At 72.1% G+C, this 19,609-nt stretch carries 15 protein-coding genes and 1 pseudogene; 8 read left to right on the forward strand and 8 right to left on the reverse strand.

Annotated features, from left to right (window positions below; translation table 11 throughout):
• Window positions 1–105 precede the first annotated feature (105 nt).
• Genes ACWD0A_RS02545 through ACWD0A_RS02560 form a run of 4 tightly spaced genes read left to right on the forward strand, consistent with a single transcriptional unit; the run spans window position 106 to window position 4,595 of the window.
• Complete coding sequence (locus ACWD0A_RS02545) at window positions 106–1,071, forward strand: NTP transferase domain-containing protein (RefSeq protein ID WP_451293841.1); 966 nt, start codon at window positions 106–108, stop codon at window positions 1,069–1,071.
• Window positions 1,068–2,519: a molybdopterin molybdotransferase MoeA gene (locus ACWD0A_RS02550; RefSeq protein ID WP_451293843.1), complete on the forward strand. Its 1,452-nt coding sequence runs from the start codon at window positions 1,068–1,070 to the stop codon at window positions 2,517–2,519. Before ACWD0A_RS02545 ends, ACWD0A_RS02550 begins: the two co-directional genes overlap by 4 nt.
• Complete coding sequence (locus ACWD0A_RS02555; protein ID WP_451294047.1) at window positions 2,471–3,595, forward strand: potassium channel family protein; 1,125 nt, start codon at window positions 2,471–2,473, stop codon at window positions 3,593–3,595. Before ACWD0A_RS02550 ends, ACWD0A_RS02555 begins: the two co-directional genes overlap by 49 nt.
• Window positions 3,596–3,605: 10 nt before the next feature.
• Window positions 3,606–4,595, forward strand: a complete 990-nt coding sequence (locus ACWD0A_RS02560; protein ID WP_451293845.1) for an NAD(P)H-quinone oxidoreductase — start codon at window positions 3,606–3,608, stop codon at window positions 4,593–4,595.
• A 112-nt stretch (window positions 4,596–4,707) separates the two neighbouring features.
• On the opposite strand, the gene ACWD0A_RS02565 is transcribed toward ACWD0A_RS02560, so the two are convergent.
• The 6 genes from ACWD0A_RS02565 to ACWD0A_RS02590 form a co-directional block, all read right to left on the reverse strand.
• Window positions 4,708–5,250, reverse strand: a complete 543-nt coding sequence (locus ACWD0A_RS02565; RefSeq protein WP_177149370.1) for a bacterial proteasome activator family protein — start codon at window positions 5,248–5,250, stop codon at window positions 4,708–4,710.
• Window positions 5,251–5,361: 111 nt separating this feature from the next.
• Window positions 5,362–8,223 carry an FtsX-like permease family protein gene (locus ACWD0A_RS02570; protein WP_451293847.1) on the reverse strand — a complete coding sequence of 954 codons (2,862 nt, stop codon included), beginning with the start codon at window positions 8,221–8,223 and terminating at the stop codon, window positions 5,362–5,364.
• Entirely contained in the window at window positions 8,220–8,981 is a 762-nt protein-coding gene (locus tag ACWD0A_RS02575; RefSeq protein WP_451293849.1) for an ABC transporter ATP-binding protein, read from the reverse strand. Before ACWD0A_RS02575 ends, ACWD0A_RS02570 begins: the two co-directional genes overlap by 4 nt.
• Window positions 8,982–9,125: 144 nt before the next feature.
• Window positions 9,126–9,764 (reverse strand): PadR family transcriptional regulator, encoded by a 639-nt coding sequence (locus ACWD0A_RS02580; protein ID WP_451293851.1) that lies wholly within the window; start codon window positions 9,762–9,764, stop codon window positions 9,126–9,128.
• 85 nt (window positions 9,765–9,849) lie between these two features.
• Window positions 9,850–10,449: a hypothetical protein gene (locus ACWD0A_RS02585; protein ID WP_451293853.1), complete on the reverse strand. Its 600-nt coding sequence runs from the start codon at window positions 10,447–10,449 to the stop codon at window positions 9,850–9,852.
• A gap of 220 nt (window positions 10,450–10,669) precedes the next feature.
• The gene (locus ACWD0A_RS02590; RefSeq protein ID WP_451293855.1) at window positions 10,670–12,268 is read right to left on the reverse strand and encodes a protein kinase domain-containing protein; all 1,599 of its coding nucleotides are present in this window, start codon (window positions 12,266–12,268) and stop codon (window positions 10,670–10,672) included.
• 303 nt (window positions 12,269–12,571) lie between these two features.
• Between ACWD0A_RS02590 and ACWD0A_RS02595 the strand changes: the two genes are divergently transcribed.
• Window positions 12,572–14,110: a protein kinase domain-containing protein gene (locus ACWD0A_RS02595; protein ID WP_451293857.1), complete on the forward strand. Its 1,539-nt coding sequence runs from the start codon at window positions 12,572–12,574 to the stop codon at window positions 14,108–14,110.
• A gap of 21 nt (window positions 14,111–14,131) precedes the next feature.
• Here ACWD0A_RS02595 and ACWD0A_RS02600 read toward each other — a convergent pair whose 3' ends face one another.
• Both ACWD0A_RS02600 and ACWD0A_RS02605 read right to left on the reverse strand, forming a co-directional pair.
• Entirely contained in the window at window positions 14,132–15,142 is a 1,011-nt protein-coding gene (locus ACWD0A_RS02600) for a phosphotransferase (protein ID WP_451293859.1), read from the reverse strand.
• Window positions 15,143–15,451: 309 nt separating this feature from the next.
• A pseudogene (locus ACWD0A_RS02605) lies at window positions 15,452–15,682 on the reverse strand (response regulator transcription factor); the annotation flags it as partial.
• A 344-nt stretch (window positions 15,683–16,026) separates the two neighbouring features.
• Here ACWD0A_RS02605 and pdhA point away from each other — a divergent pair.
• The 3 genes from pdhA to ACWD0A_RS02620 are packed head-to-tail and all read left to right on the forward strand — an operon-like array spanning window position 16,027 to window position 19,573.
• The gene (pdhA, locus tag ACWD0A_RS02610; RefSeq protein WP_451293861.1) at window positions 16,027–17,175 is read left to right on the forward strand and encodes a pyruvate dehydrogenase (acetyl-transferring) E1 component subunit alpha; all 1,149 of its coding nucleotides are present in this window, start codon (window positions 16,027–16,029) and stop codon (window positions 17,173–17,175) included.
• Window positions 17,176–17,177: 2 nt separating this feature from the next.
• Window positions 17,178–18,158 carry an alpha-ketoacid dehydrogenase subunit beta gene (locus ACWD0A_RS02615; protein WP_451293863.1) on the forward strand — a complete coding sequence of 327 codons (981 nt, stop codon included), beginning with the start codon at window positions 17,178–17,180 and terminating at the stop codon, window positions 18,156–18,158.
• Window positions 18,159–18,172: 14 nt separating this feature from the next.
• The gene (locus ACWD0A_RS02620) at window positions 18,173–19,573 is read left to right on the forward strand and encodes a dihydrolipoamide acetyltransferase family protein (protein WP_451293865.1); all 1,401 of its coding nucleotides are present in this window, start codon (window positions 18,173–18,175) and stop codon (window positions 19,571–19,573) included.
• Window positions 19,574–19,609 lie beyond the last annotated feature (36 nt).

Raw genomic sequence — 19,609 nt, forward strand, 5'->3', positions numbered from 1 at the left:
CGCCGGCAGACAGCCGCGACACCCGCGGGCACGCCCCGGACCGAGATCCGACCGGAGATCGGGACGGGGCTCCCCGCCTGCCACGATCCGGCCCATACTGCATGGGTGACCGCGAAGACCGCGTACGACGCCATCGTGCTCGCCGGAGGCGCCGCGAAGCGCCTGGGCGGAGCCGACAAGCCCGCGGTGAGCGTGGGCGGGCGGGCCCTGCTCGACCGGGTCCTCGGCGTGTGCCGGGACGCCGGGCGCACCGTCGTCGTCGGCGGACGCCGCCCCACCGCCCGCCCCGTCGTCTGGGCCCGCGAGGAGCCACCGGGCGGCGGGCCGCTCGCCGCGCTCGACGCCGGAGTCCGGCAGTGCGACGCACCGGCGGTGCTCGTGCTCTCCGCCGATCTGCCGTTCCTCGGGCCGACGACCGTGCGGCGCCTGCTCTCGGCGCTCGACGAGAGCGACCGGGAGGCGGCACTGCTGACCGACGCCGACGGCCGCGACCAGCCTCTCGTTGCCGCCTACCGCACCGAGCCGCTCCGACGTGAACTCGCTCTCCTCGCGACCGAACACGGCACCCTTTCCGGACTGCCGCTGCGTCTTCTGGCACAGGAACTGGACCTCGCCCGGGTTGGGACCGACCCTCTCGCCTCCTTCGACTGCGACACCTGGGAGGACGTTTCCGCTGCCCGGGCCCGTATCAGGGAGCATGGCTACGTGCTGGATGAATGGATCACCGCAGTCAAGGACGAACTCGGCGTCGAACTCGACGTCGACACCCGTGTCCTGCTCGACCTCGCCCGCGATGCCGCGCACGGAGTCGCCCGCCCCGCCGCGCCGCTGACCACCTTCCTGGTGGGTTACGCGGCCGCCCGGGCAGGCGGCGGACCGGAGGCCGTGGCCGAGGCCGCCCGCAAGGCCGTCGCTCTCGCGACCCGCTGGGCGGAGGAGACCGAGCAGGCCGCCGGGCCCGCACCCGGGGCGGCCGGGACCACCCCCGCCGCTTCCGGGACCGAACGCGGCGCCGGCGGTACCGGCGCCTCCGACGACCCACGCAAGAACGGCGAGGCCGAAGCCGGATGACCGGCCACGACGACACATCGGGCCGCCCCGGCGCCGGACCTGCCCACGAGGACTCGCCTCCCGGCGGGCGGCGGCAGGAGCGCGTCCACGACGCTCCCCGCGCCGCCCCGCGCCCACAGGAGCTGGCCCCCGAGGGCGACCTCGACGGAGTGGACGAAGCCCTCGCCCTCGTCGGCCCGCGTGACCGGCAGCCCGGCCGTGCGGCTCCCGGCGCTGCCGCTCCCGGGCGCCACCGCGCCACCTCCTGGCCCGAGGCACGTTCCCTCGCCGCCCGTATCGGACGCGCTTCCGCCCCGCGGACGCGGAGCGCGGCCCTCGGCGATGCGCTGGGACAGGTCATCGCCGAGCCGCTCGTGGCGCTGTGCGACCTCCCGTCCTTCGACACCTCCGCCATGGACGGCTGGGCGGTCGCCGGCCCCGGGCCCTGGCGCCTGGACACGGAGGCGTCCGTCCTCGCCGGGCACGGCGAGGCGCGGCCCCTCCCCGACGGCACGGCGGTACGCATCGCCACCGGCGCACGGGTGCCGCCCGGCACGACCGCCGTCATCCGCAGCGAGCACGCCCGTGCCGGTTCGGCCCCGCAGCAGCTGCACACCGAGCGTGAGGTCGTCCCGGGCCAGGACATCCGGCCGCGCGGCCAGGAGTGCCGAACGGGCGACCAGCTCCTGCCCTCCGGCTCCCAGGTGACCCCGGCCGTCCTGGGGCTGGCCGCGGCCGCCGGTTACGACCACCTCGTGACCGCCGCCCGGCCGCGTGTCGAGGTCCTGGTGCTCGGCGACGAACTGCTCAGCTCCGGGCTCCCCCACGACGGCCTCATCCGTGACGCACTCGGCCCGATGATCGGTCCCTGGCTGGCGTCGCTGGGGGCCGAAGTCGTCGCGACCCGGCGGATCGGCGACGACGCCGAGGCCCTGCACCGTGCCGTCACGACCTCCGACGCCGACCTGCTGATCACCACCGGCGGTACGGCGGCGGGGCCCGTCGACCACGTCCACCCGGTGCTGCGCAAGGCGGGCGCCGAGCTGCTGGTCGACGGAGTCGCCGTACGGCCCGGCCACCCCATGCTGCTCGCCCGGCTCGCTCCCGGCCGTCATCTGGTGGGCCTGCCCGGCAATCCCCTGGCCGCCGTCTCGGGTCTGCTCACGCTCGGCGAGCCGCTGCTGCGCGGACTCTGCGGGCGACCGCCCGCGGTTCCGTACAGCCTGCCCGTTCGGGATGCGGTGCACGGCCACCCGCACGACACCCGGCTCGTGCCGTTCGTGCACGGCGAGGATCTGCTCGTGCCGCTCCACTACAACGGTCCGGCGATGCTGCGGGGCATCGCGGCCGCCGACGGTCTGGCCGTGGTCCCGCCCGGTGGGGCACAAGCCGGTGACGAGCTGGAAGTCCTCGACCTGCCCTGGGCCGCCTGGACGCCGCCGACCGCCGAGGGAGGACGTTTCACGTGAAACTTCCCGGCCACGACGCCATGGCCCGGAATGCGGACGAACAGCTGATCACGAGCCGGGTGAAGCTTCCCCGACGGGTCGTCGAGCGTCCGATGCAGCAGGTCAGCAAGCGCCTGCTGATGGCCCTGATGGTGCTCGTCATCACGGTGCTGCTCGTCTGGAGCGACCGTCACGGTTACCACGACAACGCCGACGATTCCGTCGACTTCCTCGACTGTGTCTACTACGCGACCGTCACCCTCTCCACCACGGGGTACGGCGACATCGTTCCCTACAGCGACGCGGCCCGGCTCACGAACGTGCTGCTGGTGACCCCGCTGCGTGTGCTCTTTCTGATCATCCTGGTCGGCACCACCCTCGAGGTCCTCACCGAACGCACCCGGGAGGAGTGGCGACTGAACCGCTGGAGGTCCACCTTGCGCGAACACACCGTCATCGTCGGCTTCGGCACGAAGGGACGATCGGCGATGATGACGCTCTGCGCCACCGGGCTGCGGAAGGACCAGATCGTCGTCGTCGATCCGAGCAGCAAGGTGATCGAGGCGGCCAATGCCGAGGGCTTCGTCGGTGTGGTCGGCGACGCCACCCGCAGCGACGTGCTCATCAGGGCCGAGCTCCAGAAGGCCCGCCAGATCATCGTCGCCCCCCAGCGTGACGACACCGCCGTGCTGGTCACCCTGACGGCCCGCCAGCTCAACCGCGGTGCCAAGATCGTCGCCGCCGTCCGGGAGGAGGAGAACGCGCCGCTGCTGCGCCAGTCCGGCGCCGACGCGGTCATCACCAGCTCGGGCGCCGCCGGCCGGCTACTCGGCCTGTCCGTGCTCAGCCCCAGCGCCGGTACGGTCCTGGAGGACCTGATCCAGCAGGGCAGCGGCCTCGACCTCATCGAGCGGCCGGTGATAAAGGCCGAGGTGGGCCGCAACGTGCGGGAGACGGACGACCTGGTGGTCAGCGTGCTGCGGGGGCACAGGCTGATCGGCTACGACGACCCCGCGGCGAGCCCCCTGCAGCTCACCGACCGGCTCATCACCATCGTCCGCTCACAGAACGACCAGACGACCGGCGGCCGGGAGTAGCCTCGCGGCCATGTATGCGATCACGATTCCCGAACCCGGTGGTCCCGAGGCCCTGGTCTGGGCCGAGGTCCCCGACCCCGTACCCGGCGAGGGAGAAGTCCTCGTCGACGTCGTCGCCAGCGCCGTCAATCGCGCCGATCTGCTGCAACGGCAGGGCTTCTACGACCCGCCGCCCGGCTCCTCCCCCTACCCCGGCCTCGAGTGCGCGGGCCGGATCTCCGCGCTGGGACCCGGAGTTTCGGGCTGGGCCGTCGGCGACGAGGTCTGCGCGCTGCTCGCGGGCGGCGGATACGCCGAGAAAGTCGCCGTACCGGCAGGGCAGTTGCTGCCGGTCCCGTCCGGAGTGGATCTGGCGACGGCCGCGGCGCTGCCCGAGGTCACCGCGACCGTGTGGTCCAACGTCTTCATGATCGCCCACCTGCGGCCGGGCGAGACCCTGCTCGTCCACGGTGGCGCGAGCGGCATCGGGACGATGGCGATCCAGCTGGCCAAGGCCGTGGGCGCGCGGGTGGCGGTGACGGCGGGCAGCCCCGAAAAGCTGGCGCGCTGCGCGGAGTTGGGCGCCGACATCCTGATCGACTACCGCGAGCAGGACTTCGTCGAGGAGATCCGCAAGGCGACGGACGGCGCGGGTGCCGACGTCATTCTCGACATTGTCGGCGCCAAGTACCTGGACCGGAATGTCCGGGCGCTGGCGGTCAACGGCCGGCTCGCCGTCATCGGCCTCCAAGGCGGCGTGAAGGGCGAGCTGGACCTCCGCGCCCTGCTGGCCAAGCGGGCGGCGATCACCGCCACCTCACTGCGCGCCCGCCCGATGGGCGAGAAGGCGGCCATCATCGCGGCCGTGGCCGAGCACGTCTGGCCGCTGATCGCAGCCGGTCGGGTACGCGCGGTCGTGGACCGCCATGTGCCGCTGCCGGACGCCGCCGAGGCCCACCGGGCGCTGGAGTCCGGTGACCATGTGGGCAAGGTGCTGCTGATCGCGCCCGAGAAGCCCTGAGGGGCGTACGCCACGCCGAAGGCCCGGCCCACCGAGCGGTGGGCCGGGCCTTTCGCTGTCCGGCCATGAAGCCGTGCCTGGTGACGGCCGTGCCCGGCTGCGCCGATCCTGGTTACAGATACGGGCCGGAGCGGATCGCTCCGTGCTGCCCGCCCTCGTCGTCGTCGTGCGGGGCGCCGGGCGGCAGGGCGCGGCGCATCTGCTCCAACTGAGCCCTTGCGGCCATCTGCTGGGCGAACAGCGCCGTCTGGATACCGTGGAAGAGGCCCTCCAGCCAGCCGACCAACTGAGCCTGGGCGATGCGCAGTTCTGCCTCGGAGGGAATCGCGTCGTCGGTGAACGGGAGGGACAGGCGCTCCAGTTCCTCGACGAGCTCGGGCGCGAGGCCGTCCTCGAGCTCCTTGACCGAACCGCGGTGGATCTCCTTGAGCCGGACGCGGCTGGCCTCGTCGAGAGGCGCCGCCCGCACTTCCTCCAGAAGCTGCTTGATCATGCTGCCGATGCGCATGACCTTCGCAGGCTGTTCGACCATCTCCGTCACCGGGACCTCGCGCGACTCGTCGTCACCGTCACCGCCGCCGAGCGCCATCCCGTCCTGTCCCACCACGAGGACGTGGGGGCTCTCCTGCGACCGTTCATTCCTCGGCATCTCCATGCCGCCATTCTCTCGTACATGGGCGTCACCACACGGTGTGCCCCCGCAGGAAGGTGATCCACCCTCCTGCGGGGGCACGAAATCGCAGCGCACGGCTGCGGCCGGGTCCTCTCAGGTCGCCTCGCGGCGGGCGAGCGCCCCGCGGGAGCGGGTGACCAGGGCCGCCAGCAGGGCCGCCCCCACCGGCACGGCGACCAGCAGCGTGGCCAGCGTCTCCCACGGCACCACGATCGGCACGTACGGCAGCTCGCCCGCGCCCCAGCCGTTGTCGAGGGCCTCCTGGTACCAGCCCATCTGCTGACGCTTCTCGGTCAGCCGCAGGCCGACGGCCGGCAGGACTCCCGCCGCCGATCCCAGCACCACGCCCATCGCGGCGACCACGCCGCACTGGAACCCGCTGAGCGTCCGGCGGACCCGCGGCGGGGCGCCGACGGCGGCCAGCGTCTTCAAATCGGCCTCCGCGTCGGCCTGCGCCAGGCCCGTGGCGATACCCGCCGCACCGATGGTGATCAGTCCGGCGAAGACGGTCAGCGCCAGCAGCACGATGCTGTTCTCGCTGGTGTAGCCCTCCTCGACGTGCAGGCTGATGTCCGCGCCCGTCCTGTCGAGCTCGTCGTCGAGCTTCTGACGCTGCTCGGTGGTGGGCATCTCCTCGGTGGAGAAGTAGGCGCCGATCGGGACCGTGTCGAAGCCGGCCTTCCTGGCCGCCGCCGGCGGCACGACGAGCCTGACGCCGTACGCCTCCGGCGTGCCGGCGACCTGGTGGACGGGCAGGCTCTTGATCTTTCCGGGAGCCTCCTTGCCCTGCTCCATGGCCCTGTCGGCGGCCTCGATGTCGGTGATCAGCCGGATGTCGACCGAGCCCCGGGCGTTGACGTTGCGCTTGTCGAAGGAGACCGCCCGTCCGGCGGCCAGGGCCTTCTCGGCGGCCGGGTCCTCGATGCCGAGCACCTTGAGCAGCTTCTCGTCGCCGACGAGAAGCCCGCCGTCGGTCGGCACCCCGTAGCCGTCACGTTCCTGGCAGCGCCAGTCGTCGGCGAGCTTGCGGCGTTCGGCCTTGCTGAACTTCTCGGCCGGATCCTCGTCGGGCTTGGCGGCGTCCGTCGCCCACAGGGGGCATTCGTGGGCCTTGGGCACGATCACTTCGTAGCGGCCGCAGCCCTCCCGCGGCTCGTACATCGAGCAGTTCTTCTTGCCGACGGCGATGCGGTCCACATCGGCCCGCACATCGACGGGCAGCAGCTTCTGCACCGTGGCGCGCACGCCCGGCACGTCGCGCCCGCCCGCCTCGTCTATCGTCACCGAGACAGCTCCGTACGGCAGTTGCGCCTGGTACTCGGCCCTGCGCTGGGTGTCGTCGCTCGCCGCGTACGTCGCCACGGCCACGGTGCCGGCCACCGCGGCGAGCACCGCGGCGACAGCGGGAGCCGTACGGCCCCGGTTGCGCACGGCGTCGCGCAGCGCGAGCCGTGGAGAGAGCGGCAGCAGACGGCCGGTCCGGCCGAACAGGCCGACCAGAGCCGGGGTCAGCGCGACCACACCCAGCTCGGCCAGGGCGCTGCCGCCCGCCACCACGACGAACTGGTCCGTCATCGTGGACCCGTACAGCGCGATGGAGGCACCGAGGGCGACCGCGACCAGGCCGATGACCGGCAGCACACGGCTGCTCCTGCGCACACCGCGGCGGCCGGTGAGGGAGGCGAGGACGGACTGCCGGGACGCCGTGATCGCGGGGACGATCGCGGCCAGCAGACCGGTCAGCACGGCCAGCAGGGCGATCGCCAGGAGTTCCAGGGGCCGTATGTCGAAGCTGCCGAAGCGCTGGCCCATGTAGTCCTCCAGCACCGGCTGGAGGGTGAAGGTCAGGATGAGGCCGAGCAGGGTGCCCACGACGGCCGCGGCGACGCCGATCACCAGACCGCCCGCGAGGACGATGGCCCGGATGTGGCGGCGGTCGCCGCCGTTGGCCCCCACGAGACCCAGCTGACGGCGCGAGCGGCGCGCGCCCACGGCGAACGCGGGCCCGGCGAGCAGGCAGATCTCCAGCATGGCCAGACCGACGACCGTGCCCACGGCGGCGAGCGCGGCGGCCTTGGCGGCGGTGCTCTCCTCGTAGTTGCCCCAGTCCTCCTTCTGGAACAGCGGCACCTCGGAGTCGGCGGGCGGGTTCAGGGCCACCGCACGAGAAAGAACCGTCACACCCTTGGCGTTGATCTCCTGGACCGTGTTCCACGTGAAACCACCGGGCACGGTGACGAGAAGGCTCGTGCCGGCCGAGGGCCCCGGCAGCCCGGCGGCCTCCAGAGCCTTGGCGAGCGGGGCGATCAGGGCGCCGGGAAGGGCGTTGACCTGGTCGGTGTCCAGTTCGTCGGGGAGCTCGTACGCACCGACGATCGTGTACGCGCGGTCGAAGCCGCGCGCGGTCAGCTTCGAGCCGACCTTCAGGCCGCTGCTCTCGAGGAAGTGCGTGGTGGCGGCGACCTCGTCGGACTTCTGCGGCAGCCTGCCGGTGACGACCGGCATGATGCCCCGGGCCATCGGGTCGGAGGCCTTCAGCTCACGGATCTCCGTCGGCAGCAGACCGTGGGTCGTACGGAGCTTGGCGTAACCGGTCGTGTCCGTCAGCGTCTTGGCGCCCGCGGGCAGAGCCTTGGCGATGTCCGTGCTGCCCTCGGGAAACGGCTTGTCGTCGAAGTCCTCGGCCGGAGCGTAGTTGTTGCCGTCCGGGGCCTGGAGGATCGGGACGCCGCCCATGCCGGGATCGGAGAGCCGCGCGTCCGCGGCGCCGATCCGGCGCGCCAGACTCTGCTCGGTCGACAACTCGGCGCTGCGCACGGTCAGATCGGCGGCGCTCACCCCGAGGATGGGCAGCGCGATCATCGCGAGAACCAGGAAGCTGCGCCCCTTGGAGCGCCAGGCGTCGCGGCGCGCGATACGGATCGCGGCCCGCCAGGAGTGGTACCAGGTCGTCACAGCTCGGCCGCCTGGCCAGAGAGCAGCGAGTCCGCCTCGCTGCGGACCGTCTGGTCGACGACCGCGCCGTCCCGCAGGAACACGACCCGGTCGGCCCATGCGGCGAACCGCGGCTCGTGGGTGACCAGGATGCCGGCTGCGCCGGCGTCGCAGCGCGCCCGCAGCAGCGCCAGCACGGACTCTCCGGTCTCGGAGTCGAGGGCGCCGGTGGGCTCGTCGGCGAGCACGAGCCGGCGCTCGCCGACGAGGGCGCGGGCTATGGCGACGCGCTGCTGCTGACCGCCGGACATCTCGTCGGGGAAGCGGTCGGCGAGGTGGCCGAGCTCCATCTCCGCCAGGGCCGCGAGTGCTTCGGTGCGGGCCTTGCGGGCCGAGGTGCCGTCGAGTTCACGCGGCAGGGCGACGTTCTCGGCAGCGGTGAGGGCGGGAATGAGGTTGTAGTCCTGGAAGACGTACCCGATGCTGCGGCGGCGCAGGGCGGCGAGCGTCTTGCGGTCCGCGGTGGTGATGTCGGTGTTCTCGACGATCACCCGTCCCGACGTCGGGACGTCGAGCCCGCCCGCGATGGTGAGGAGCGTGGACTTGCCGGATCCCGACGGGCCCATGACGGCGACGAGTTCACCGGGGAAGACGTCGAGGTTGATGCCGCGCAGGGCGTGCACCTCGGTGGCTCCGCTGCCGTGGACGCGCGTCAGCTGCTGGAGTTGCAGCACGGGATGCTGCGACGGAAGTGGCTGTGGTGACTGGTGTTGGGACATGGATGGTTTCCCCCTTGAGCGGGTGAGTACACACGGGCGGTGTACGAGAGGTCGAAAGGGGCCTCGGGAGGCCGGAGGGCGGCCGGGGCGGACGCCCGGGGCATACGGGGTGCCGCGTGCCCGTCGAAGAAGCCGTAGCGGGTCCTACGCCGGTCCGGTGCGCCGGCCCGAGGCCGACGTCCGGTCCGGCGCGGGCGACGGCGCAGGAGGCGCGACCGGCGGCGGGGCCTGCCGGGCCGCCGCGGAGAGCCTGGTGAGCCTCATCTCGCAGTGGTCGAGCCAGCGGGCTTCCGCCTCGGTCTGGAAGATCAGCTGTTCCAGCACCAGCAGCCAGGCCACATCGTCGCGTTCCTGGGAGCCACCGCTCTCGATCGCGGCCAGCGCCTGCGCCTTGAGCCGGGTGTAGTCCTGCATCGCCTTCACGGAGTGACGGCGCTGGGACTGGATCACGGAGCGGATGTCCACGCCGGGCGTCCCGACCGCCATGGCGAGCTTGATGGCGAGTTCGTCACGGGGCGGACTGCTGCGGTCCACGGGCGCCGCGAACCACTGCCTGAGCTCGGCGCGGCCCTTGTCGGTGATGACGTAGAGCGTGTGGCCCGCCTCGTCCTCGCCGTCCTGGACGACCATGCCGTCGCGTTCGAGGCGACCGAGGGTCGTGTAGACCTGGCCGACGTTCAGCGGCCAGGTGGCGCCCGTGCGCGACTCGAACTCGGAGCGGAGCTGGGAGCCGTAGCGCGGGCCGGTTTCCAGGAGGGCGAGAAGCCCGTGACGGATCGACATACTCGGTATGTATACCGGGTATGCCGCCGGGGGCCAACCGTCCCCGGAAGGACGTGCGGGGTCCGTCTTGAGGAGGACGGCTGTGTCAGCGGCGGCGCAGACGGATGCCGAGGAAGCCGATCCCGAGGCCCATCAGGGCCATGCCGACGCCCAGCGACAGCGGTGAGATCTGGTGCGCGACCGGCGTGGGGGCGGAATGAGGTCCCTGGTCACCGGCCTCGGCCGGTGACCGGTGCGGCGGCGCGGGCGACCCTGCGCCTGCTGATCCGGCGTCCTCGTCCCCCCGGGGCGCCTCGTCATCCGCAGAAGGGGGATGGTCCCCCGCGTCTGCCGTTCGGGGCGCCTGCCCCGGGGCGGAGAGGGACGGCGCCGCCGAGCGGGAGGGCTGCGGTGAGCGCCGCGCGGACTCGGAGGCGGAGGCGGCGGGGGAGGTGGCGCTGCGCGCGGGGTCCACGGACGGGCTCGCGCTCCCGCTCCCCGTCGGCTGCGGCCGTCCGGGCCGCGGCCGGCCCTGGCCCGCCTGCCGGCCGGCGAACGAGGTCGAGGGTGTGGGCGACGGCTTCACGACGGGCCGGGGCATCGGGGGCCCGGACGGCTCGGCGTGCGCGGCCGGTGCGAGGGGAAGGGCCGTCAGCGCGAGCGATGCGACGGTGATCGCGCACCGGGCGCGGAGTTGTGGAATCACCGGAGGGCCTCCCGTGACGGGGCACCGAGTCGCCGAACTGATCGAGAACGGACTCAGCGTCACATGGAGGATCAGATCCGGCATCTCGGGCGCTCGGGCCCGGGCAGCGCCTCCGGCGGGGAGCTTGCGCGCAACGGCCGAGGCCCGGTACACGGATGGTGTACCGGGCCTCGGCCGAACGGCGTACCGCCGGGCCGCTCCGCACTGGCCCCCTGGGGGACTAGTCGGCGCGACCGGTGGACACCTCGAGCATGAACGTCGTGTTCTTCTCGGAGATCTCCGTGTCCGCCAGCGGGAACTGCGAGAGGACGATGTCCTCGCCCCACTGCGCGTTGGCGACTTCCTTGATGTTGAGCTTCCAGCCCATCGTGTCCGCGCATTCCTTCACGGACAGGACGTCCTTGTAGACGAAGTTCGGCGCCTGGACCTTCGACGGGTCGTCGTAGCCCTCCTGCGCGTTCGAGCACTTCGTCTTGTCGATCGTGCGGTTGCGCTCGGGGCCCTTGTAACTCGCGTCCTGCGACGCGCTCGTCGACGGGTCGCCACCCCCGCCCGCCTCCGTCCCCGAGCCGTCGCCGTTCAGCGCGATCGCCGTGACCAGGCCGCCGACGGCGAGGAGCGCCACCGCGACGGCGCCCACGATCACGGGCATGTTCCGCTTGCCGCCGCCGCCCGACGCGGGCGCCGATGCCGGGGACATGGTGTACGGCGGCGGCGTGGAGGCCGCCGGGGGCTGCGTCTGGTACGCCGGGGCCGGGTAGCCGTAGTGCGGCGTGGGCGCCGGGGCCGGGGTGGGCGGACCGTACGGGCCCTGCTGGTACGGCGTCTGGACGCTCTGCGGGGCGGGCGTCGCCTGGTCCAGCGGCGGGAAGACGGCGGAGCCGACCCCCGAGCCGCTGTTCGCCGGTGCGCCGCCGATGATCACGGGGGCGCCGGTCAGTCCGGCGCCCGCGACCCGGGCGCACTCGTCGCGCATCGCGGCCGCGCTCGGGAAACGCTCGTTCGGGTTCTTCTTCAGCGCCCGGGCGACCAGTGCGTCCATCGCCGGGGTGAGGGAGCGGTTGATCGTCGACGGGGCGACGGGCTCCTCCTGGACGTGCGCGTACGCGATGGCGAGCGGCGAGTCCGCGTCGAAGGGCAGCCGTCCGGTCAGCAGCTGGAAGAGCATGATGCCGACCGAGTACAGGTCGGAGCGGGCGTCCACGCCGCGGCCCAGGGCCTGCTCGGGCGACAAGTATTGGGGAGTGCCGACGACCATGCCGGTCTGCGTCATGGAGGTGACGCCCGACTGCATGGCGCGGGCGATGCCGAAGTCCATGACCTTGACCACACCGCGCTTGGTCATCATCACGTTGCCCGGCTTGATGTCGCGGTGGACCAGGCCCATCTCGTGGCTGGTCTCCAGCGCGGCCAGCACGTCGGCGGTGACCTTGAGCGCCTTGTCGGCGGGCATCGCCCCGTACTGCTGGATGTCCGCGGCGAGGACCGAGCCGAGCGGCTGGCCCTCGACGTACTCCATGACGATGTAGGGCATGAGCGAGCCGTCCAGCTCGTCCTCGCCCGTGTCGAACACCGAGACGATGTTGGTGTGGGACAGCTTGGCGACGGCCTGCGCCTCGCGGCGGAAGCGCTCGCGGAAGGACTGCTCCCGGCCGAGCTCCGTGTGGAGCGTCTTGATCGCGACCTGGCGGTCCAGCGCGGAGTCGTACGCCAGATATACGGACGCCATGCCGCCTTCGCCGAGCAGGTCGCGAAGCTGGTACCGGCCGCCCGCTACGGAACCGCCCGCATAGCGGCCCTGTGCGCCGTCCTGGCTCATCTCGTGCTTCCCCCTGTGCGCGCGGTGGCCGCGGCTGATCCGGATTTACGGGCCAAGTCTGCCCCAGGGCACCGACACGTCAAGCCGGGTGCCCGTTCCGTGACCGTACGCACAAGAAGCGTCTCGGAAGCGTTACAGGAACAGCATGGAATTTGCGCGGGCCGGTGGACTGCGGCTTTGATGGCCGGTCTCCTTCGAAACCGGCCTGTCGTCCGAAGGCTGTAGCGTGGCGTGGCACAAGCACCCTGAGGACAGCGGCCCCGCACGCACCACGCAAGCGGACAGATACGACGGCGAGGACTGATGGCACCCGAACCCGAAGCAGACGGCGGCGGAGTGCCGGAGTCGGCGGAAGCCTGGGGCGTCGGCGGACTGGTCGGTGACGGCCGCTACCGGCTGACGCACCGTCTCGGCCGCGGTGGCATGGCCGAGGTGTTCGCGGCGGAGGACGTACGGCTCGGCCGTACCGTCGCCGTCAAGCTGCTGCGCGCCGATCTCGCCGAGGACCCTGTCTCCAAGGCCCGGTTCACGCGCGAGGCGCAGTCGGTCGCCGGCCTCAACCACCATGCCGTGGTGGCGGTCTACGACTCCGGCGAGGACGTCGTCGGCAGCCAGACCGTCCCCTACATCGTGATGGAGCTCGTCGAGGGCCGCACGATCCGCGATCTGCTGGTCAACGCCGAAGCCCCGCCGCCCGAGCAGGCGTTGATCATCGTCTCCGGCGTTCTGGAGGCCCTCGCCTACTCGCACCAGCACGGCATCGTGCACCGCGACATCAAGCCCGCCAACGTCATCATCACCAACTCCGGTGCGGTGAAGGTGATGGACTTCGGCATCGCCCGCGCCCTGCACGGCGCGCAGTCGACGATGACTCAGACCGGCATGGTCATGGGCACGCCGCAGTACCTCTCCCCCGAGCAGGCGCTGGGCAAGGCCGTCGACCACCGTTCCGACCTGTACGCCACGGGCTGCCTGCTCTATGAACTGCTCGCGCTGCGGCCCCCGTTCACCGGTGAGACGCCGCTCTCGGTCGTCTACCAGCACGTGCAGGACATCCCCGTCCCGCCGTCCCAGGTCCTGGACGCGGTGCCGCCGGAGCTCGACGGCCTGGTGATGCGCTCGCTCGCGAAGGACCCGGACGACCGATTCCAGAGCTCCGAGGAGATGCGCGGACTCGTCCAGTACGCGCTGCAGATGCTCCAGCAGCAGGGCGGCCACACGGGCGTCTGGAACACCGGCCCGGTCGACCTGTACGACCCCGGGAGCACCCCGCCCGGCGGCATGACGGGACCGACCGCGGTGCACCCGGTGCACGGCGAGACCTCCCAGGGCCCGATGTTGCCGCCGCCGAACCCGCACGACGGCGGCTACGACGGCATGCACCACGGGCGCGGCGGCCGCGGCAAGGTGTGGCTGCTGGCCGCGCTCGCGGTCGTCGCGGTGGTCGCCGGCATCGCGTTCGCGTTCAACAAGGCGAACGACTCCAACAAGAACCCCGACACCACGCCGTCGGTCTCGCAGACGCCGTCCACGCCGGACGAGACACCGACGCCGTCCGACGAGGAGACGGAACCCACCGAGGACCCGGGCACCACGACCGGGGGCAACGAGCAGCCGTCCTGGACGCCGTCCGACCTCCCGTCGTACACGCCGAGCACCCCGCAGACACCCTCCGGCGACCCGACGACCAGTGCCCCGACCGACGACCCGACGGACGATCCCACCAACGACCCGACGGACGACCCGACCGACGTCCCGACGGACCCGACGGACGTCCCCACCGACCCGGCGGGCGGCACCGACGGCGGGAACGGGGACACCGCCGGCAACGAAGGCGGCTGAGAGACCGCCGCACGCGGGGGGTCATCCGGCGAAGGCGTCGCACACCGCCTCGTACTCCCGCGTCCACCAGACCGCCAGGGCCGACGCCGCAGGAAACTGCGGGTCGGCCCTTCGGTCGTGGAGCTGATAGCGCCAGCGCAGTATCCAGAAGTCGTTGAGCCGCTCCCACCACACCCGGTGCACCGCCGCGGCCAGTTCCGCCGGGTCCGCGTCCGCCGCGCGCCGGTAGGCCCGCGCGTACGCCCGCACCTTCGCCAGCTCCAGCTGTCCGGCGGGCTGGACGAAGAAGATCGCGGCGGCCCGTACCGCCTCCTCGGCCCGCGGCTGGACGCCGAGGCGGTCCCAGTCGACGATCGCGGCTGGCTCGGCGCCCCGGTACAGCAGGTTCAGCGGGTGGAAGTCGCCGTGGACCCAGCCGCCACCGCCGCCCGGCGGCGGCCTGCGGCCCGCGTGCTGGGCCAGCAGAGCCCGCCGCTGGAGCAGCCGGTGCTCGGCCAGGGTGTCGAACGAGTCGCGCGGGCGGCTGCCGCGGGCCAGCTCCAGCAGCTCGTTGATGAGCGCGAACGTCTCCTCGGGGTCGGCGCTCTCGTACGCGGCGCTCCGGCTCGCCGCGCCGTCCATGACCTGGGCCAGGCAGGTGTGCACCAGACCCAGCAGAGCGCCGAGCCGGCGCGACTGGGCGGCGCTGAGCTGGGCGCCGTGGCGGTGCCGGCCGTCGACCCAGGGGTGCAGGGCGTAACAACGGCCGCCGATCACGGCCACCGTGCCCCCGTCGGCGTCCTCCAGGGGTGGCGCGACCGGGACGCCGAGCGCCTGGAGCCTGCGGGTGGCCTTGTGCTGGCGGACGATGGCGGCCTGGTCCCCGTCGAGGTGGTGCTTGAGGAAGTACGCGCCGCGCGTGGTGGAGAGGCGGTAGCCGCGATTGAGGAGGCCCTGGGTGACGGGACGGCAGGAGAGCGGTTCGCCCACGGTGTCGTAGCGGCGCAGAAGGGCGTCGACGGGGGGCGCAGCGATAGCAGATGAGCGCGGCACCCGCCAGATGTTAGATCACACTGCGTGTCGCGCCGGTGGCTGTTCGAGGTGGCCGAACGCATGCGCGATGACGGACTGCGGGGCGACGCGCAGTGGACGGGTCGAAACCGGCCGGTCGACGGCACGGTGTTCCGCGGTGGGCATGCCTTCCCCTCTCCGTCACCGGCGGCCCCGGGCGGCACGGCCACCCGATGTCAACCGGGAGGGGGCCGAAGTCCCGGCCGGGGGGACCCGGCGGATCAGCCCGAACGGGTGACACCCCGGGCCGTGCGCCGCGATGACGCATCGCCGCCGCGGACGGCCTCGAGGGCATGTGATGTTCTCGTTCTGCGAACGGACCTCGCGGCACACCTCCACGCCGCTTCCGTCCGGCAGCCGCACGTCGAGGACCGCCACGTCGGGAGCGGTGGCGGGGATCCTGACCAGGTCGTCTTCCGCCGTACCGGCCTCGCCCACGACTTCGGTGCCGGGTTCGGCCGAAAGTAGTTCCATGCCGCCGTGGCGCACGGCCACCGGGTCGGCGAGCAGGAATGTGGTGATTTCTCCTTCTTCGTGTGCCTGGGCGTCTCACATGTTGACTCTTCCCGTGCCTGGGGTGTGCGGGATAACGTGCCTTCGTTCCGGCGGTCCGCACGGCCCTGACCAGTGGCGTTCCCGCATTTCCTCGATTTACTTGGAAATCCAAGCAAAATCGCAGGTCAAATGGGGTTTCGCAGGAGTACTGCGCACTGGGTAACGTGCCTTTGACAGGACGTTCGCCGGGGCACCTGTCACGCCCGAATCCGGCCGCGTCGCACCCACCCCGTGCACCGGTCCGGACGCGGGCGAGCCGCACTGGCCACACCGGCGGACCCCGGGGGCCGGACCGACGGAGGAGCACGCACGTGACCGTGGAGAGCACTGCCGCGCGCAAACCGCGACGCAGCAGCAAGCGCGTCAGCGCCGCGAAGAAGCCACAGAGTTCCGAGCCCCAGCTCGTACAGCTGCTGACGCCCGAGGGTGAGCGCGTCCAGCACCCGGACTACGACATCGACCTGAGCGCCGAGGAACTGCGCGGGCTGTACCGCGACATGGTCCTCACGCGCCGGTTCGACGCCGAGGCCACCGCCCTGCAGCGCCAGGGCGAGCTGGGCCTGTGGGCCTCGCTGCTGGGCCAGGAGGCCGCCCAGATCGGTTCGGGACGCGCCCTGCGCGACGACGACTACGTCTTCCCGACCTACCGCGAGCACGGCGTCGCCTGGTGCCGCGGGGTCGACCCGACGAACCTGCTGGGCATGTTCCGCGGTGTGAACCACGGCGGCTGGGACCCGAACAGCAACAACTTCCACCTGTACACGATCGTCATCGGCTCGCAGACGCTGCACGCCACCGGCTACGCGATGGGCGTGGCCAAGGACGGCGCCGACTCGGCCGTGATCGCGTACTTCGGCGACGGCGCGTCCAGCCAGGGCGACGTGGCCGAGTCCTTCACCTTCTCCGCGGTCTACAACGCCCCGGTCGTGTTCTTCTGCCAGAACAACCAGTGGGCGATCTCCGAGCCGACCGAGCGCCAGACCCGCGTCCCGCTCTACCAGCGTGCGCAGGGCTACGGCTTCCCCGGCGTCCGCGTCGACGGCAACGACGTCCTCGCCTGCCTCGCGGTCACCCGCTCCGCGCTGGAGCGCGCCCGCCGAGGCGAGGGCCCGACCCTGGTCGAGGCGTTCACCTACCGCATGGGCGCCCACACCACCTCCGACGACCCGACCCGGTACCGGCACGACGAGGACCGCGCTGCCTGGGAGGCCAAGGACCCGATCCAGCGCCTGCGGACGTACCTCGAGAACGAGGGCCACGCCGACGCGGCCTTCTTCGCCGCTCTGGACGAGGAGAGCGACGTGCTCGCCAAGCGGGTGCGCGAGGCGGTACGGGCCATGCCCGACCCCGACGACATGGCGATGTTCGACCACGTGTACGCGGACGGGCACGCGCTCGTCGACGAGGAGCGCGCGCAGTTCGCCGCCTACCAGGCGTCGTTCGTCGAGGAGGGCAAGTAGTCATGGCGGTACAGAAGCTCCCGCTCGCGAAGGCGCTCAACGAGTCGCTGCGCAAGGCCCTGGAGACCGACCCCAAGGTCCTGATCATGGGCGAGGACGTCGGCAAGCTCGGCGGCGTCTTCCGCATCACCGACGGGCTGCAGAAGGACTTCGGCGAGGACCGGGTCATCGACACCCCGCTCGCCGAGTCCGGCATCGTCGGCACCGCGATCGGCTTGGCCCTGCGCGGCTACCGCCCGATCGTGGAGATCCAGTTCGACGGCTTCGTCTTCCCGGCGTACGACCAGATCGTCACCCAGCTCGCGAAGATGCACGCCCGCGCACTCGGCAAGATCAAGCTGCCCGTCGTCGTCCGTATCCCCTACGGCGGCGGCATCGGCGCGGTCGAGCACCACTCCGAGTCACCCGAGGCGCTCTTCGCGCACGTCGCGGGCCTCAAGGTGGTCTCCCCGTCCAACGCCTCCGACGCCTACTGGATGCTCCAGCAGGCCGTCCAGAGCGACGACCCGGTGATCTTCTTCGAGCCGAAGCGGCGCTACTGGGACAAGGGCGAGGTCGACACCGAGGCGATCCCCGGCCCGCTGCACACGGCGCGCGTCGCCCGGGCCGGCACCGACATCACCCTCGCCGCCTACGGCCCGATGGTGAAGGTCTGCGTCGAGGCCGCGGCCGCGGCGGCCGAGGAGGGCAAGTCGGTCGAGGTCCTCGACCTGCGCTCCATGTCCCCGATCGACTTCGACACGATCCAGACGTCCGTCGAGAAGACCGGCCGGCTGGTCGTGGTCCACGAGGCCCCCGTCTTCTACGGCTCCGGCGCGGAGATCGCCGCCCGTATCACCGAGCGGTGCTTCTTCCACCTGGAGGCCCCGGTGCTGAGGGTCGGCGGCTTCCACGCCCCGTACCCGCCGGCCCGCCTGGAGGAGGATTACCTTCCGGGACTGGACCGGGTGCTGGACGCCGTCGACCGCTCGCTCGCGTACTGAGGAGTGCCGTGACCATGACCGCAGACACCTCCCTGCGCTTCCGCGAGTTCAAGATGCCCGACGTGGGCGAGGGACTCACCGAGGCCGAGATCCTCAAGTGGTACGTCCAGCCAGGTGACAGCGTCACCGACGGCCAGGTCGTGTGCGAGGTCGAGACGGCGAAGGCGGCCGTCGAGCTGCCGATCCCGTACGACGGCGTCGTCCACGAGCTGCGTTTCGAGGAGGGCACGACCGTCGACGTCGGCACGTCGATCATCACGATCGACGTGGCTCCCGGGTCGGGGCCGGCCGAGGAGCCGCCCCCGGCGGCCACCGAGCCGTCGCTCGCCGCCGCCGAGCCGCAGCCCGAGCCGGAGCCGGAGGCCAAGCCGCAGGGCCGCCAGCCGGTCCTCGTGGGCTACGGCGTCGCCGAGTCGTCGACCAAGCGCCGTCCGCGCAAGGCGCCGGCCGGAGCCGTCCCCGAGCAGGCCGCCGCGGCCGCGATCCAGGCCGAGATGAACGGGGCCGCCCCGGCTCGCCCGCGTCCGCTCGCCAAGCCGCCGGTGCGCAAGCTCGCCAAGGACCTGGGCATCGACCTGGAGGCGGTCACGCCCACCGGCCCCGACGGGATCATCACCCGCGAGGACGTGCACGCCGCCGCGGCACCCGCACCGGCCGCCGCCCCCGAGCCGGTGGCGGCCGAGGCTCCGGCTCCCGTGTCCGTCGCCGCCGGCGCTCGTGAGACCCGTGTCCCGATCAAGGGCGTACGGAAGGCGACCGCTGCCGCGATGGTCGGCAGCGCCTTCACCGCGCCCCATGTCACCGAGTTCGTCACGCTCGACGTGACGCGCACGATGAAGCTGGTCGAAGAGCTGAAGGCCGACAAGGACATGGCGGGGCTGCGGGTCAACCCGCTGCTGCTGATCGCCAAGGCCCTGCTCGTCGCCATCAAGCGGAACCCGGGCATCAACGCGGCCTGGGACGAGGCCAACCAGGAGATCGTCCAGAAGCACTACGTCAACCTGGGCATCGCCGCGGCCACCCCGCGCGGTCTGATCGTGCCGAACATCAAGGACGCGCACGACAAGACCCTGCCGGAACTGGCCGAGGCGCTGGGCGAACTCGTGGCCACCGCGCGCGAGGGCAAGACCACCCCGGCGGCCATGCAGGGCGGCACCGTGACCATCACCAACGTCGGCGTCTTCGGCGTAGACACCGGCACGCCGATCCTGAACCCCGGCGAGTCCGCGATCCTCGCGGTCGGCGCGATCAAGCTCCAGCCGTGGGTCCACAAGGGGAAGGTGAAGCCTCGCCAGGTCACCACGCTCGCGCTCTCCTTCGACCACCGACTGGTCGACGGCGAACTGGGCTCCAAGGTCCTCGCCGACGTCGCGGCGATCCTGGAGAACCCGAAGCGGCTCATCACCTGGGCCTGACAGGCCTGTTCCACGTGAAACATCCCCGGTGAAGCC

The organism is Streptomyces sp. NPDC002867 (assembly GCF_053591895.1).

Coding starts and splice junctions, on each gene's coding strand:
- ACWD0A_RS02550 (WP_451293843.1), top strand. CDS start 1,068: ATGACCGGCCACGACGACACATCGGGCCGCCCCGGCGCCGGACCTGCC.
- ACWD0A_RS02560 (WP_451293845.1), top strand. CDS start 3,606: ATGTATGCGATCACGATTCCCGAACCCGGTGGTCCCGAGGCCCTGGTC.
- ACWD0A_RS02565 (WP_177149370.1), bottom strand. CDS start 5,250: ATGGAGATGCCGAGGAATGAACGGTCGCAGGAGAGCCCCCACGTCCTC.
- ACWD0A_RS02575 (WP_451293849.1), bottom strand. CDS start 8,981: ATGTCCCAACACCAGTCACCACAGCCACTTCCGTCGCAGCATCCCGTG.
- ACWD0A_RS02580 (WP_451293851.1), bottom strand. CDS start 9,764: ATGTCGATCCGTCACGGGCTTCTCGCCCTCCTGGAAACCGGCCCGCGC.
- ACWD0A_RS02590 (WP_451293855.1), bottom strand. CDS start 12,268: ATGAGCCAGGACGGCGCACAGGGCCGCTATGCGGGCGGTTCCGTAGCG.
- ACWD0A_RS02595 (WP_451293857.1), top strand. CDS start 12,572: ATGGCACCCGAACCCGAAGCAGACGGCGGCGGAGTGCCGGAGTCGGCG.
- ACWD0A_RS02615 (WP_451293863.1), top strand. CDS start 17,178: ATGGCGGTACAGAAGCTCCCGCTCGCGAAGGCGCTCAACGAGTCGCTG.
- ACWD0A_RS02620 (WP_451293865.1), top strand. CDS start 18,173: ATGACCGCAGACACCTCCCTGCGCTTCCGCGAGTTCAAGATGCCCGAC.